Annotated in this window: 16 protein-coding genes and 1 tRNA gene; 4 read left to right on the top strand and 13 right to left on the bottom strand. The window is 29.5% G+C overall.

Features of this window, described 5'->3' with window-relative positions:
- Window positions 1-9 precede the first annotated feature (9 nt).
- The 8 genes from spoVAC to HCG70_RS13770 all read right to left on the bottom strand — a co-directional run bounded on the left by spoVAC (window position 10) and on the right by HCG70_RS13770 (window position 7,696).
- Window positions 10-486, bottom strand: a complete 477-nt coding sequence (spoVAC, locus tag HCG70_RS13735; protein ID WP_042396454.1) for a stage V sporulation protein AC — start codon at window positions 484-486, stop codon at window positions 10-12.
- 153 nt (window positions 487-639) lie between these two features.
- Complete coding sequence (gene sigF, locus HCG70_RS13740) at window positions 640-1,398, bottom strand: RNA polymerase sporulation sigma factor SigF (protein WP_042396457.1); 759 nt, start codon at window positions 1,396-1,398, stop codon at window positions 640-642.
- 17 nt (window positions 1,399-1,415) lie between these two features.
- A complete protein-coding gene (gene spoIIAB / locus HCG70_RS13745; RefSeq protein ID WP_042396459.1) occupies window positions 1,416-1,838 on the bottom strand; it encodes an anti-sigma F factor in 423 nt (140 codons plus the stop codon).
- Between the two features lie 16 nt (window positions 1,839-1,854).
- A complete protein-coding gene (gene spoIIAA, locus HCG70_RS13750; RefSeq protein WP_042396521.1) occupies window positions 1,855-2,190 on the bottom strand; it encodes an anti-sigma F factor antagonist in 336 nt (111 codons plus the stop codon).
- Window positions 2,191-2,388: 198 nt separating this feature from the next.
- The gene (locus HCG70_RS13755) at window positions 2,389-4,698 is read right to left on the bottom strand and encodes an AAA family ATPase (RefSeq protein WP_221697882.1); all 2,310 of its coding nucleotides are present in this window, start codon (window positions 4,696-4,698) and stop codon (window positions 2,389-2,391) included.
- Window positions 4,699-4,877: 179 nt separating this feature from the next.
- Window positions 4,878-5,552 (bottom strand): deoxyribose-phosphate aldolase, encoded by a 675-nt coding sequence (gene deoC, locus HCG70_RS13760; RefSeq protein ID WP_042396463.1) that lies wholly within the window; start codon window positions 5,550-5,552, stop codon window positions 4,878-4,880.
- Window positions 5,553-5,688: 136 nt separating this feature from the next.
- Complete coding sequence (locus HCG70_RS13765; RefSeq protein WP_221697883.1) at window positions 5,689-6,735, bottom strand: DNA polymerase IV; 1,047 nt, start codon at window positions 6,733-6,735, stop codon at window positions 5,689-5,691.
- Between the two features lie 7 nt (window positions 6,736-6,742).
- Window positions 6,743-7,696 carry a DUF4003 family protein gene (locus tag HCG70_RS13770; protein ID WP_042396470.1) on the bottom strand — a complete coding sequence of 318 codons (954 nt, stop codon included), beginning with the start codon at window positions 7,694-7,696 and terminating at the stop codon, window positions 6,743-6,745.
- Between the two features lie 273 nt (window positions 7,697-7,969).
- Between HCG70_RS13770 and HCG70_RS13775 the strand changes: the two genes are divergently transcribed.
- A complete protein-coding gene (locus tag HCG70_RS13775; protein WP_042396472.1) occupies window positions 7,970-9,277 on the top strand; it encodes an aspartate kinase in 1,308 nt (435 codons plus the stop codon).
- A 120-nt stretch (window positions 9,278-9,397) separates the two neighbouring features.
- On the opposite strand, the gene HCG70_RS13780 is transcribed toward HCG70_RS13775, so the two are convergent.
- From HCG70_RS13780 to HCG70_RS13790, 3 genes are all read right to left on the bottom strand, one after another.
- Window positions 9,398-9,745, bottom strand: coding sequence for an arsenate reductase family protein (locus HCG70_RS13780; protein ID WP_042396475.1), 348 nt, complete (start codon window positions 9,743-9,745; stop codon window positions 9,398-9,400).
- 163 nt (window positions 9,746-9,908) lie between these two features.
- Window positions 9,909-10,907 carry a GGGtGRT protein gene (locus HCG70_RS13785; RefSeq protein ID WP_042396477.1) on the bottom strand — a complete coding sequence of 333 codons (999 nt, stop codon included), beginning with the start codon at window positions 10,905-10,907 and terminating at the stop codon, window positions 9,909-9,911.
- A 21-nt stretch (window positions 10,908-10,928) separates the two neighbouring features.
- Window positions 10,929-11,621, bottom strand: a complete 693-nt coding sequence (locus HCG70_RS13790) for an iron-sulfur cluster assembly scaffold protein (protein WP_042396479.1) — start codon at window positions 11,619-11,621, stop codon at window positions 10,929-10,931.
- Window positions 11,622-12,073: 452 nt separating this feature from the next.
- Between HCG70_RS13790 and eno the strand changes: the two genes are divergently transcribed.
- Window positions 12,074-13,366, top strand: a complete 1,293-nt coding sequence (eno, locus tag HCG70_RS13795; protein ID WP_042396483.1) for a phosphopyruvate hydratase — start codon at window positions 12,074-12,076, stop codon at window positions 13,364-13,366.
- A 111-nt stretch (window positions 13,367-13,477) separates the two neighbouring features.
- Here the strand turns inward: eno and HCG70_RS13800 are convergent, their stop codons facing one another.
- On the bottom strand, window positions 13,478-14,296 hold the full coding sequence (locus tag HCG70_RS13800; protein ID WP_042396485.1) for a ZIP family metal transporter: 819 nt from the start codon (window positions 14,294-14,296) through the stop codon (window positions 13,478-13,480).
- Window positions 14,297-14,494: 198 nt separating this feature from the next.
- On the opposite strand from HCG70_RS13800, the gene HCG70_RS13805 reads away from it, so the two are divergent.
- Window positions 14,495-14,578 (top strand) — tRNA-Leu (locus HCG70_RS13805).
- A 98-nt stretch (window positions 14,579-14,676) separates the two neighbouring features.
- Here the strand turns inward: HCG70_RS13805 and HCG70_RS13810 are convergent.
- On the bottom strand, window positions 14,677-15,216 hold the full coding sequence (locus HCG70_RS13810; protein ID WP_221697884.1) for a methylated-DNA--[protein]-cysteine S-methyltransferase: 540 nt from the start codon (window positions 15,214-15,216) through the stop codon (window positions 14,677-14,679).
- Between the two features lie 117 nt (window positions 15,217-15,333).
- On the opposite strand from HCG70_RS13810, the gene HCG70_RS13815 reads away from it, so the two are divergent.
- On the top strand, window positions 15,334-15,594 hold the full coding sequence (locus tag HCG70_RS13815; RefSeq protein ID WP_042396490.1) for a hypothetical protein: 261 nt from the start codon (window positions 15,334-15,336) through the stop codon (window positions 15,592-15,594).
- Window positions 15,595-15,678 lie beyond the last annotated feature (84 nt).

The following is a 15,678-nucleotide window of genomic DNA, read 5'->3' on the forward strand; positions in this document are numbered from 1 at the left end:
CATACCTCCTTATTGAACAATTCCTAATAAACCAAGAACATAATAAACAAGTCCAATAATTACTGATGTTCCTATACCATAGACAAGAACTGGACCTGCAATTGTAAACATCTTTGCTGCAACTCCAAAAACAAATCCTTCTTTCTTAAATTCTATTGCTGGAGAAACTACTGCATTTGAGAACCCTGTAATTGGCACTACTGTTCCGGCTCCTGCAAAAGATGCAATTTTATCATATACTCCAAATCCAGTTAACAATGCTCCTATAAATATCATTATTATTGGTAGCCATTGCTTTGCAGCCTCTTCTTCTACTCCAAATTTCAATAGCATATTTAAAATAAATTGTCCTATGGTACAAATAATACCACCAACAATAAATGCCAAAATAATATTTTTAAAATACTTTGGTTTAGGAGCCATCTCCTTAGAAATTGTTTGAAATTCTTGTAATATTTTTTCTTCTTTTTGTGCTCTTTTACTCATAAGAATATCTCCTTGTATATTTTATTGAATATGTATAGTATTCCTCCAAAGCAAAATTAAATTACAAAAAAAATAATCTATATTAAATAATAATTTATTTAATATAGATTATTTTATATTTTAATTACTTTTGTATTATTCTTTTTCATTTGTTCATCCTTCATCTAATTGTTTTCTCATTTCTTGAAGTACTTTCTTTTCAATTCTCGAAACTTGTACCTGACTTATACCTAACATTTTTGCTACCTGTATTTGTGTCTTATCCTTAAAATATCTAAGTACTATTATTTGTCTTGATTTTGTATCTAAATTTCTTAAAGCTTCTTTTAAAGCAATTTTTTCAGTAATATTTTTATCTTCAACTGCATTTTCACTTAGCTTATCAATTAACAGCACCGGAGAACCATCATCTTGATGAATTACTTCATAAAGATATTGCATACTTGCAGAAGATTCTAATGCAAATAGTATTTCTTCCTTATTCATTTTAGAGAATTCAGCTAATTCCTCAATTGTCGGATCCCTATTTAATTTTTTAGTTAAAGCTTCTTTATCAAAATGAAGTTTTTTAGCTAAACTTTTTACATTTCTACTAACTTTTATTATTCCATCATCTCTAATAAATCTCTTTATTTCACCAATTATCATAGGAACAGCATAAGTTGAAAATTTAACATTATATTTATCATCAAAGTTTTTTATAGCCTTAACAAGTCCCATGCATCCAATTTGATAAATATCCTCATATTCATATCCTCTATTCATAAATTTTTTACTTATAGAAGTTACTAAAGGCAAATTAGCTTCTATGAGCTTGTTCATGGCATTTGTATCACCTGCTTTAGCCAAAGGTAATAGCTGTGAATTTTCCTCATAGCTTACTCTTTCTTTTTTTACTTCACCCTTTTCCATAAATCTCCCCTAACATGTTAACTAAATTTTTTTGTCATTGTAATTTTAGTTCCTTTTCCCCTTTCACTTTCAACCTCTAAAGTATCCATAAAACTTTCCATTACTGTAAATCCCATTCCTGATCTTTCAAGGTCTGGTCTTGAAGTATAAAGGGGTTCCCTTGCCTGATCAATATTATCTATTCCTTTTCCATAATCTTTTACTGTAATTGTTACTTCTTTTCCACAAATTGTAGATTCTATTTTAATTATACCCTTTTTATCATTTTCATAACCATGAATAATAGAATTAGTTACAGCCTCTGATACTGCAGTCTTAACATCTGCTATTTCTTCTATAGTTGGATCTAATTGAGAAACAAAAGCTGATACAGCAACTCTGGCAAAACCTTCATTTTGAGACCTACTTTCAAATTCTATACATACTCTATTTTCTTCCATATTTTTAATCCCTCCATTAAATACTCTCAAGTGCTTCATCTACATTATTATAAACAGTTATTATTTTATAAAGTCCTGAAAGTGTAAATACCTTATCAACCCTTTTATTTACATTGGTTATACATACTTTTCCATCCCTATTTTGTACCTTCTTAAGTCTTCCTATAACAACACCAATTCCTGAACTATCCATAAAGGTAACTTCTTTAAAATCCATAATAACCTTTTTTATATTGTCTCTTTCTATTCTATCATCTATCTTAACTCTAACTTCTTCAGCACTATGATGATCTAATTCACCAACAAGTGTAACTACTAATTTATCATTAATTTTATTAAATTTCAAAAACATAAAAATTAACTCTAAAGATAAATATTTAGAGCTTATACCTCCTATCTTTTCCTTCTTTTTCCATAATTTTAACATAATATTTGTTTTGTAGTCAATGACTTTTTACCTTTTTATGGATATCACTATTTAAAAGTTATATCTTCAAGTTAATATTCCTACTAAATAATAAAGTCGGCATAAGCCGACTTTATTATTACACTACTTGATATCTTCCTTTTCCTTATCCTTATATTTATCAATTTCTGTTTGTAAATTAACATAAAAATCATCAATACCTTCACTATCAGATAAAAGAAGCGTTTCTATTGCATCATTTAAATTATTCATAGTGTAAATATGGAACTTACCATTAATAATTGCCTCTTCTACCTCTGCTTTTAATATTAATTCGTCTTTATTAGCTTCTGGAATCAATACCCCCTTACCTTCAAAGGTGTCTAAAACACTGCAAACTTTAAAAAATCCTTCAATTTTTTCATTTACTCCGCCAATAGGTTGAACATCACCAAATTGATTAATTGATCCTGTAACAGCAATATTTTGTTTGATTCCTTTTTTACTTAAAGCTGATAATATACAAATAATCTCTGCAACAGATGCACTATCTCCCTCTACCATTCCATAAGTTTGTTCAAAACTCAAATGAAAATCTACAGGGATATTTTCATAAGGATTTAAAAGATTTGTCAATAATCCTTTTAATATGCTTATTGATTTCTCATGAATCTTACCACTTAAATTACTTTCTTTTTGTATATCGAATATCCTTCCCATACCTTTATAAGCAACACAAGTAATTCTCATTGGCTTCCCAAATGTACAATATCCATTATCTAAAACTGCTAATCCATTAATAGCACCAACTTTTCGTCCCTTAACTTCTATAACAATTTTATCATCTTCATACATACTCATAAATTCTTCTTCGATTAATTCCTGTTCATAAGCAACTGCAAGTATATCATCTTTTAATATTTCCATTCTCTTTTCTTCTCTAGCGTTATTATTTGATAAAACCAATAATTTATCAATATCATCTTCTTCTGCAAGAATTCTCTTTCTGCTACTACTCTTCCTACATAGATACTTCAAAAGTTCGTTCATACCTTCATCACTAATATTAAACAACTCATTCTTTCTAATCTTTTTATCTATTATTTTTTTTATTCCAGCAATTGAATCTTCATTAACTTTAACTACTGGAGAAAATTCAGCTCTTAAAGGAAATAACTTTTTAAAGTCTTCATCTGAATTGTACAAAAGATCGTAAGTTTCATAATCACCAATTAAAATTACTTTTACTTTAACTGGAATTGATTGTGGCTTTAATCCATTAATATTAATAAAATCTAAATAACTCTTATTTGTATCAAAAGAAACCTTATTTGAAATTAGTATTTTCTTTAAATAATAATAACTTAAGTTATTAACAGCTAATGAATTTAACCTTATAATAAGACATCCACCATTTGCCTTTAATATAGATCCTGCACTAATCAATGAAATATTTGTTGTATACATTCCATTATGATTTTCATACTCTATTAATCCAATTAAATTATTTAAATTAGGGTCTTCTTCATAAATAACTGGTGGTGAAGTGTTATTAGTATTATCTACAATAACTCTTACATCATATTTATTCAAAATTTCATATATTTCATTTTCATCATCTTCTATACTCATTGTATAACAATCAATTAAATCTTCTTCAATACATGTAAATAGTCTTTCTAGATATTCATATGAATCATCATCAGTTATAAATTCTAAAAGAGCTTCATCCTTTTCTTCTTCCATTTGAGTAGATAAAAACTTAGAATATATCTTTTTTAATTTTTTAATAGATTTTACTTCAATATCCTTAAGTTCTTCTAAAATAGTCTCTGCCTTTCTTTTTAATGTACCTGCTTTAGTAACTATAACATTTTTATTTTCTGTTTCTAAATTATCATATTCCTTTTCACTCATGGCTTCATCACCACTTAGTGGTATAAATGCAAATCCTTTAGTTGTTGCTTTTACTTCAAAACCTTCTGCCTTTGCCATTTTAGTTAATTCATCTAAATAATTATTTCTTCTATTTTGTATATCTTCAACTAAATAATCCTTTTCATCATTGCTAGAATCACCATAAAAGTCATCTACAACTTCTAAATAAGAATTTTTAATTTCATCAACTGTTTCCTTTAATTTATTCCCTTTACCATTTGCAACAAATATTGCTTCTGGCTTATTTACATCTTCTAATGTAACATAACATATATCTCTAGGTGCTTCTAAATCCTTATACGTATTTTCAATAAAAGACGTTAAATCCTTTAATTTATCTTTTGAAAAGGTATCTATTAAATAAAGATTGTATCCCTCTTTATCTATAGTGATTGCCCTTTCTATTTTTTTATACGCTTCATCAAACTCTTTAATGCCTTTTGTATTTTCTTCAAGTTTGCTTTCTGTTAATGGTATATTGAATTTTATTTCTGATGGAGCTAACTCTCTTTTCATAACCCTCCCACTAAGGTCATAAACTATTAATTTAAATAGTTTTGCCTTCCTTAGAATGATATATATTATATTAATATTCTTATATAATTAATTTAAGCAATAAAATTTAATTTTTTTGATATATTTTTAAATATAATAAAAAGGAAGCAAATATATGCTTCCTTTTTATTAATTTTATATTAATAATTTGAATTTGATTTTGTTCCTTCACATATAGCAATTGAAGCTGATGCCCCTATTCTTGTAGCACCATTTTCAATCATTGCTAAAGCATCTTCTCTGCTTCTAACTCCACCTGATGCTTTAACACCCATATCAGGGCCAACAGTTTCTCTCATAAGCTTAATATCTGCTGCTGTTGCTCCCCCTGTTGAGAATCCAGTAGATGTCTTAACAAAATCAGCTCCAGCTTCTTTTGATAATTGACAAGCAATAACCTTTTCCTCATCAGTTAAAAGGCAAGTTTCTATTATTACCTTAGTAAGTGCCTTTCCTTTAGCAGCTTCAACAACTGCCTTAATATCATTTTTAACGTATTCTAAATCTCTTTCCTTTAATTTTCCTACGTTTATAACCATATCTACTTCTGTAGCACCTTTTTCAATAACATCTTTTGTTTCAAAGGCTTTAACTTCTGTAGTAGTTGCCCCTAAAGGAAAACCTATTACAGTACAAACTTCAACGTCAGTTCCTTCTAAAGCAGTTGCTGCAACAGGAACCATTGATGGATTTATACAAACTGAAGCAAAATTATACTCAACTGCCTCTTTACAAAGTTTTAAAACTTCCTTTTCAGTTGCTTCCGCTTTTAATATTGTGTGGTCAATCATTCTAGCTATTTGTGCCTTATCCATTATAATACCTCCATTTATTTGAAATTTTTCTTAAGTAGCCCCTATCTATTATAATTGATGTACTACAGATTGGAAAGTTTTTTCTAAAATCGTATATATTATTTAAAATTTTTTAATCAAATAGTATACATTAATTTTAAAATAACTTTAATTGTTCAACAGTTTCTTCCTTTACTCCAGATACTGTTACTCCAATTAATCTAATCCCATCTTCAAAAACTTCATCATTTACTATTTCTTGTGCTACGTTATATATAGTATTTAAATCATTTGTATAATAAATTAGACTTCTGCTTCTCGTATGACTTTCGAAATTACTTGTTTTATATTTAACTGTTATAGTCTTAATAAATACATTTCTTCTTTTCAATTCTTCACTTAATTCTAAACAAAATGCTTTTACATAATATAAAATATCCTCTTTATCTTCTGTGTCAAATTTTAATGTATTTTCTCTGCCATATGATTTTCTATCACGATTTACTTTAACTTCTCTATTATCAATTCCTCTTATTCTTTCATATATATCAATTCCATATTTTCCAAAATACTCAATAAAAAATTCTTTTGGTAATTCGTATAAATCATCTACTTTAAACATTCCCATATTATTTAATTTTTTTACTGACTTTTCTCCTAAACCATAAATTTTAGACACAGGTAATGGCCTTAAAATATCTGGTATCATCTCTTTTGTAATAATCTTTATTCCATTTGGTTTATTCCAATCAGAAGCTAACTTTGCTAAAAATTTGTTATATGATATTCCTATTGATAAAGTTAATCCTACTTCTTGAAAAACTCTTCTTTTAATATATTTTGCTGCTTCTAATCCATCATCAAATTTACTTTCACTTAAATCTAAAAATGCTTCATCAATTGAAAGTGGTTCAACAAGTGGCGTAATTTCTTTAAATATATTAAATATTTTATTTGATATTTCTTTATATCTATAATATCTTACTTTAAGGTATATCCCATTAGGACATAACTTTTGAGCAATGAAAATTGGCATTGCTGATCTAACTCCATATTTTCTTGCTTCGTAAGAACAAGTTGAAACAACTCCTCTTTCACTTACACCACCAACTATTACTGGCTTACCTTTTAACTTTGGATTATCCGCTTGTTCAACAGCTGCAAAAAAGGCATCCATATCTACATGTAAAATTATTTTATCCATTTTTCTCCTAGTATAGCACTTCTTCAAAAATTCCTTTATTCTTACTATTAATAAATGAAAGTATCCCTTGAGCTAAAAGTTCATCAATATATCTTCTTTTACTTGACATTGAACAAAAAGATACGATAACTATAGCAATAATAGTTCTAAATCCTTTATCTATATAATATTCATATTCTCCCTCTTCATCACATAAATATTCTATAACCCCTTCAACAATATCTACATTTCGTCTTGGATTATAATTCGATAAAACTCCTATTAATGGTAAAAATTGATTTGCTATTTTAATATTTCTTTTTTGAAGCTGAAGTATAAATTCCATACTTCTATACATCTCACCTGATGATCCATTTAATATAATTGCATTTGCTAATCCTTGTATTCCATTTTTAGATCTAATATTTGAATCTGAAATATGATTAAATATATTTTCAATGAAATCATCAACAGTATCTGCTTGAATATCATTTATAACCCATAATGTACAAAGTAAATAATCATCTTCACTAGTTATATTAGAATATTTTTCTTTTAATATAATAAATAACTCTTTAATTTTTGATATTATATACCTTTTATCCTTTAACTGTGCGTATTTACTAATAGTAAATGCTGTTAAAGCTAAGTATGATCCTGAAAGGAATCCTTCTTCCTCTAAAATTTCCATTGTATCATACATATCTTGAATAAGCTGTTCTTGTTTTTCATTATCAACTGTAGCTATTAATAATGAAAGTATATTTAAAGTATCCCCTCTAAAAGGTGATATTCTTGGCGTATTTAATTTTATATCTTTTCTTATTTCTTTAACTCTCTCTACTAGTATTTCTTTTTCATAATGTGAAAAAACTAAAGATGCAAAATGATTTATTATGTCTCCATCATTTCTTAGTTCTTCCTTAGCTAATCTGTAATTATCAACTGTAATTTGAATTCTGTCAACCAGAAACTTGTCCATTTATTTCCCTCTCCCCATAAACTTTGAATGTATTTAAGTTACTGCATTAAAAGCAATATCTTTCAATACACCTTTTCTTAATTTTTATACTAAATTTTAAGTCTACTTCTTTATTATACTATGAATTTGTGTCATTTTAACAACAATTTATATGTTATTTTATAGGAAATATTTTTACTTATTCCCATTATTCTAGTTGAGCTTTTTGTCATTTTTTGTTAAGATAATTATTAAGGTTAATTTTTAACTTTGTTAATATAAGGGGGCAAAACAATGAATACTATAGTAACAAAATTTGGTGGAAGTTCCTTAGCGGATTCTATCCATTTTAAAAAGGTAAAAAACATAATTGAAGGTAATTCAGAAAGAAAATATGTGGTTCCTTCAGCACCTGGAAAAAGATTTTCTAAAGATTTTAAGGTAACTGATTTACTTTATCTATGCCATGCTCATGTTAATTCAGGCATATCCTTAGATGATGTATTTAAATTAATTTCTGAAAGATACCATTCAATTGTCAACGAATTAGATTTAAATTTTGATTTAAATTCTCACCTAGAAATTATAAAAAAGGATATAGAAAATGGGGCTTCTGTAGACTATGCTGCAAGTAGAGGTGAGTATTTAAATGGTTTAATCCTTGCTAATTATTTAGGAATTGATTTTATAGATGCTAAGGATGTTATCAAATTTAATAAATATGGTTCATTAAATATGGAAGAAACTTATTCTTTACTTAAAGATAAGCTTTCAATCCATGAAAGAGCTGTTATTCCTGGATTTTATGGTTCAGATGAACATGGTGATATAGTTACTTTCTCAAGAGGTGGATCTGATGTAACTGGTGCATTAGTTGCTGCTAGCATTAATGCTAAACTTTATGAAAATTGGACAGATGTTTCTGGATTTTTAATGGCTGATCCTAGAATAGTTAATAATCCTAAAAAAATTAAGACCATTACATATGGCGAACTTAGAGAATTATCATACATGGGAGCCTCTGTTCTTCATGAGGAAGCTGTATTTCCTGTAAGAACTTCTGGTATTCCAATTAATATAAGAAATACTAACGAACCTGAAAATGAAGGTACATTAATCGTTAGTAATGAAACTAAGCATGAAAACACTATTACTGGAGTTGCTGGAAAGCAAAACTTTACAGTTTTATCTATTGAAAAATCTATGATGAATAGTGAGTTAGGATTCTGCAGAAAAATCCTTACTATCTTAGAACAAAATGGAGTTTCTTTCGAAAATATGCCTTCTGGAATAGATACTGTAAGTGTAGTAATTTCTGATTCTAACTTAAAGAATAAAACTGAAATTATTGTTGAAGAAATCAAAAGGGCATGTAATCCCGATTCTGTAGTTGTTTATCCTAACATGGCATTAATAGCTACTGTTGGTACAGGCATGGCTTATACTAAGGGAGTCGCTTCTAAAATATTTACTGCACTTGCTGAAGCTGATGTTAATATTAGAATGATAGATCAAGGCTCAAGTGAAATCAATGTTCTAGTTGGAATTGAAAATGAGGACTTTGAAAAAGGAATTAATGCTATTTATAAAGCATTTAATTAGTTAATAATTTTGAGTTAATAATTATAAAAAGGAAAAGATAGATTTGTGTAAAGGTAAATCTATCTTTTCCTTTTTGTATGATAAGTTGGTAGATTTGTTATCACTGTTATAATATACCAACTATTTTGCCTTTTCCCACTCTTTCCATGTTTCTGGAGCATTTCCTACAGTTGCTTCCTTACCATTCCTAACTATAGGAGTTACATACAGTGTTGGATTTTTTAATAGCATATCCTCTCTTGTTTCTGCTCCTCTTATTTTATCCATATTTAATTTTTTATAGTCTTTTGAATTTTTATTTATTAAATTTTCAAGTCCTACTGCTTTTTTAACACTTTGAAGCTCACCTTTACTTAAAGCCTTTTCTTTCAAATCTATAAATTGATATGGAATTCTTCTTTCTTTAAAAAATCTTTCCGCTTTCTTAGTATCATTACATTTTTTTGTTCCAAATATTTGTATATTCATTTATTTACCCTTTCTTGTATAAAATAATAAATATTATATCATATAAAATTATTCTATTTTATAAATAATAAAAAAACACACGCTATTTAGATAAATCTAAACAACGTGTGATTTTATTTAAAATTAGTCATACTAACCAAGATAATTCTATTTAAAGAATTTCTTATTTAGCGTGCTCTTCAACAGCAACAGCAACTGCAACTGTCATACCAACCATTGGGTTGTTACCAGCACCGATTAATCCCATCATTTCTACGTGAGCAGGAACTGATGAAGAACCAGCGAATTGAGCATCTGAGTGCATTCTTCCCATTGTATCAGTCATACCATAAGAAGCTGGACCAGCTGCCATGTTATCTGGGTGAAGAGTTCTACCAGTACCACCACCTGATGCAACTGAGAAGTACTTCTTACCTAATTCGATACATTCTTTCTTGTATGTTCCAGCAACTGGGTGTTGGAATCTTGTAGGGTTAGTTGAGTTACCAGTGATTGATACGTCAACTCCTTCGTGATGCATTATAGCAACACCTTCTCTAACGTCGTTTGAACCGTAGCAGTTAACCTTAGCTCTTGGTCCGTTAGAGTAAGCTTTTGAATTAACAACTTCTAATTTACCAGTGAAGAAGTCAAATTTAGTTTCAACATAAGTGAATCCATTGATTCTTGAAATTATCTTAGCAGCATCTTTTCCAAGACCGTTTAAGATAACTCTTAATGGTTCTTTTCTTACTTTGTTAGCTTTTTCAGCTATTTTGATAGCACCTTCAGCAGCAGCGAAAGATTCGTGTCCTGCTAAGAATGCGAAACATTTAGTTTCTTCTCTTAAAAGCATAGCCCCTAAGTTTCCGTGTCCTAAACCAACTTTTCTATCGTCAGCAACTGAACCTGGGATACAGAAAGCTTGTAACCCTTCTCCGATAGCTTCAGCAGCGTCAGCAGCCTTTGTGCAACCCTTCTTTATAGCGATTGCAGCACCTAAAACGTATGCCCAAGCAGCATTTTCGAATGCGATTGGTTGAGTTTCTTTAACGATTTTATATGGATCTATTCCATACTCATCACATACAGCTTTAGCATCTTCTAATGTTTTCATTCCATATTTTTCTAAAACTGGAGTGATTTGTCCTATTCTTCTTTCATAACTTTCAAATAATGCCATGTCAAAATTCCTCCTTACAAATTATTCGTGTCTTGGATCGATTAATTTAACAGCGTCAGCAACTCTTCCGTATTGACCTGCAGCCTTTTCTAATGCTTCATTAGCATCCATTCCCTTACCGATCATTTCCATCATTTTTCCTAGGTGAACGAACTTATAACCGATGATTTCATTATCTTCATCTAATGCGATTTTAGTAATGTATCCTTCAGCCATTTCTAAGTATCTTGGACCTTTTTCTAAAGTTCCGTAAGTTGTACCTACTTGAGATCTTAATCCCTTACCTAAGTCTTCTAAACCAGCTCCGATTGGTAATCCACCTTCAGAGAAAGCAGTTTGAGATCTTCCGTATACGATTTGTAAGAATAATTCTCTCATTGCTGTATTTATAGCATCACAAACTAAATCTGTGTTTAAAGCTTCTAATATAGTTCTTCCTGGTAATATTTCTGAAGCCATAGCAGCTGAGTGAGTCATTCCTGAACATCCAACTGTTTCAACTAATGCTTCTTGGATAACTCCACCTTTAACGTTTAAAGTTAATTTACAAGCTCCTTGTTGAGGTGCACACCAACCTATTCCGTGAGTTAACCCTGAAATATCTGATATTTGTGTAGCTTGTACCCATTTTCCTTCAACTGGAATTGGAGCACATGCATGATTAGCGCCTTTAGCAACAACGCACATTTCTTCAACTTCTTTTGAATACATCATTATATTTATTCCTCCCTAATTAATATTAGTTATAGCTTGTCTTAAATATATGTAAATATCTAGACCGTACCTAACTGGGTCAAGATTTATCCCACAGGGGCATAAATCTATCCTACTTCTATATAATAACAGATGAATCAATCTGTAACAATATTAAAATTAGATTTTTTTTATCATATTACTAATTTTTATTATTATTTTTTGAAAATATTGACTTTTAAAAACCTTTTAAAAATGAAATTGATAATTATTCTCATTTATATTGATATGTATTTATCTATTTTGATATACTAAAAAACAAAGGTATTGATAATGATTTTCATTTGTTGTAAATTCTTGATTTATCTATTTAATCTAAATTATTTGTTAAATGAATAAATAAAATAAATTTTATATAAAATGACTTCATTATATGAGTACACTTATTTCCATATTTAAAGGAGGTTTTTCGAATGAAAAATGTTGTAGAGATAATTAATGTTGTTGCAAGACAAATTCTTGATTCAAGATGCTTCCCTACTGTAGAAGTAGAAGTTATTTTAGAAGATGGAACTGTAGGAAGAGCAGCCGTACCATCTGGAGCTTCTACTGGTATATATGAAGCAGTTGAATTAAGAGATGGTAATAAAGATTGCTTTATGGGTAAAGGTGTTCAAACTGCTGTTAAAAATGTAAATGAAGTAATAGCAAAAGAACTTATTGGATTTAATGTTTTTGATCAAACAGCAATAGACAAAAAATTAATTGAATTAGATGGAACACATAACAAAGGTAATTTAGGTGCTAATGCTATTTTAGGAGTTTCTTTAGCTGTAGCTCAAGCCGCTTCTAATTTCTTAGGACTTCCTTTATACCAATATGTTGGTGGTGTAAATGCAAAAGTTTTACCTGTACCAATGATGAATATAATCAATGGTGGCTCTCATGCTGACAACTCTGTTGATTTACAAGAATTTATGGTTATGCCTGTAGGCTTTGATTCTTTTGATAAAGCTATCCAAGCTTGTGCTGAAGTTTATCATTCATTAAAGAAAACTTTAAATGATAAAAACTACTCAACAGGTGTTGGCGATGAAGGTGGATTTGCTCCAAACTTAAAATCTAATGAAGAAGCTATTGAAGTTATATTAGAAGCTATAACTAAAGCTGGATATGAACCTGGTAAGGAAATGTTTATAGCCATAGACGCTGCCTCTTCTGAATACTACAAAGACGGTAAATATGTTTTAGAACATGAAGGAAAAACACTAACAGCTTCTGAAATGGTTGACTTCTTAGAAGAATGGGTTAATAAATATCCTATAATCTCAATTGAAGATGGTATGGCCGAAGAAGATTGGGAAGGTTGGAAATTACTTACTGATAGACTTGGCGATAAAGTTCAATTAGTTGGAGATGATCTATTTGTTACTAATACTTCAAGATTAGAAGATGGTATTCAAAGAGGGGTTGGTAACTCAATATTAATTAAGTTAAACCAAATTGGTACTTTAACTGAAACATTAAATGCAATCGAAATGGCTAACAGAGCTGGATATACTGCTGTTATCTCTCATAGATCAGGTGAAACTGAAGATACTACTATAGCAGATTTAGTTGTAGCTGTAAATGCTGGCCAAATTAAGACTGGTGCACCTGCAAGATCTGAAAGAGTTGCAAAATACAATCAGCTTATTAGAATTTCTGAAGAATTGGGTGATGTTGCTGAATATAGAGGAAGAAAAGCCTTTTTTAATATAAAGTAGCTAAATAATTTTCCTATAAAATTTTAACTCTCGAAACAAATTTTCTATCCACGTTATGTACTTAGGATGATACACTTTAGTGTCATCCTTTTACTATTTGTTTATTTTTTCTTATCCTAATGCTACATCTAATATCATCATAGTTATAAATCCTAATATCAAACCTATAGTTGTTAACGCTTTATTTTCAATAGATGCTTCTGGCAATAATTCGGAACCTACAACTGAAACCATAGCTCCGGCTGAAAAAGCTAAGAAAAATGGCAACATGCTTCTAACACCAACAGCTGCCATAGCCCCTAAGAACCCTGCTATTGGTTCAACTATCCCTGATGCTTGTCCATAAAAGAAGCTTTTTGTTCTAGATAACCCTTCTCTCCTTAAAGGTAAAGATACTGCTGCTCCCTCGGGAAAATTTTGAAGTCCTATACCTAAAGCTAAACTTATAGCTGCTCCTATTGTTGCTGATGGTATCCCTGCTGCTACTCCACCAAAAGCTACTCCAACTGCTAATCCTTCTGGTATGTTATGAAGAGTTACTGCAACTACTAATAAAATACTCTTCTTATACTTTTTCACTATTGAGTCTCTTGCTATTTCATCACTTTCAGTTATTACTCCATAAGAATATTTATCCATCATTTTATCAGCAAGTATTATAAAAATACCGCCAGCAAAAAATCCAATTGATGGTAATATAATCTGACTATATCCAAGTTCAGAGCACAGTTCTATCGCTGGATTTAATAATGACCAAAAACTTGCTGCTACCATAACGCCTGCCCCAAATCCAAGCATACAATTTAATATTTTTTTATCAACAGTCTTAAAGAAAAATACTAAACATGCCCCAAGCGCTGTTATCGCCCATGTAAATATCGTAGCAACTAAACCTTGTATAACTGGACTTAATCCCATAAACCATTCCATGCCTTTGTATCCCTTTCATTATTCGTATTTTTATCATCATATAAGCAATATATGATAAAATACTACAACACGTTCCAAATACTATTAAATTATTCATTTATTAAATCTTCTTATGTCAAAACCGTTTTCCACTTTTTTCAATCAAAATATATTGACATTTTCACTTCTCCATGGTAATATTATGTATATATTAATTAGGTCGGCATGGCGGAACTGGCAGACGCACATGACTCAAAATCATGCGGTTTTACCGTGAGGGTTCGATTCCCTCTGCCGGCACCAATTATATATCTAACAAAGTTAAAAGCCTTGATATTTTTACTATATCAAGGCTTTAACTTTATACTTTAAATATATAGGTAATTCTCTACAATATAATTCTAATTACCTTTTCTCTTTGCTGGTACAAAAAGTTTAGAAATGTCTACACCCTCATGCTCAAGTAACTTTATTTTTTTATCAATACCTCCAGCATATCCAGTAAGATTCCCATTTGTACCCATGACTCTATGACACGGAATAATAATAGATATTGGATTATGTCCTACAGCACCACCAACTGCTTGACTTGACATACTTTTTTTATTCATTTTAAATGCTACTTTTTTTGCTATTTCACCATAAGTAATAGTTTCTCCGTAGGGAATCTCACATAAAATATCCCAAACCAACTTGCGAAACTCTCCTCCATTTGGAGCTAACTGTAATTCACTAATCTTCGGTTTTTCTCCTGCAAAATATCTATCTAACCATTTCTTTGTTACTATAAATATATTTAAATCATTATTTTCAATGAGATTTTCCGATACAGTACTACCAAAATACTTTTGCCCTTCTAGCCATAATCCAATTAAATTTTCTCCATCACTAGCTATTGTTATTGCTCCTAATGGTGATGAATAACGTGTTGAATAATACATATTTAACCTCCCTATTATATTTCTCTCCCTACACTTTTACTTTGCTATTCAAACAAAATCTGATAGAATATATAAAATATATTAAAACTATAAGATGAAAACTTAAGGAGAAATACTATGTTTAAAAACTTTAAAGAAAAAAGTCCAATAATTAAAATTACACAAATTATTTTATTTATTACTACAGCATTATACTTATTAGAATCAATTTTTTTAGCTGGATTATTCACTAATATTATGTTAGCTGCTCTTAATCTTTTAGTTAGTGCTATTTGCATAATTATATCACTTATAAAAAAAGAATATAAACTAACTATTATAGATTTAGTTCTTGCTATAATTACTATTGTAATATTTATGTATTTAACATCTTTATAATAAGTTTGGGGCTGTCGCACTAAATAATTAGTGCGAGGCCCCTTTTGCAAAAAAAAAAATAAATCCCAGACTCTATAAGCCTAG

The sequence above is a fragment of the Clostridium sp. K04 genome (genome assembly GCF_019734375.1).
Lineage (GTDB): Bacteria > Bacillota > Clostridia > Clostridiales > Clostridiaceae > Clostridium > Clostridium saudiense.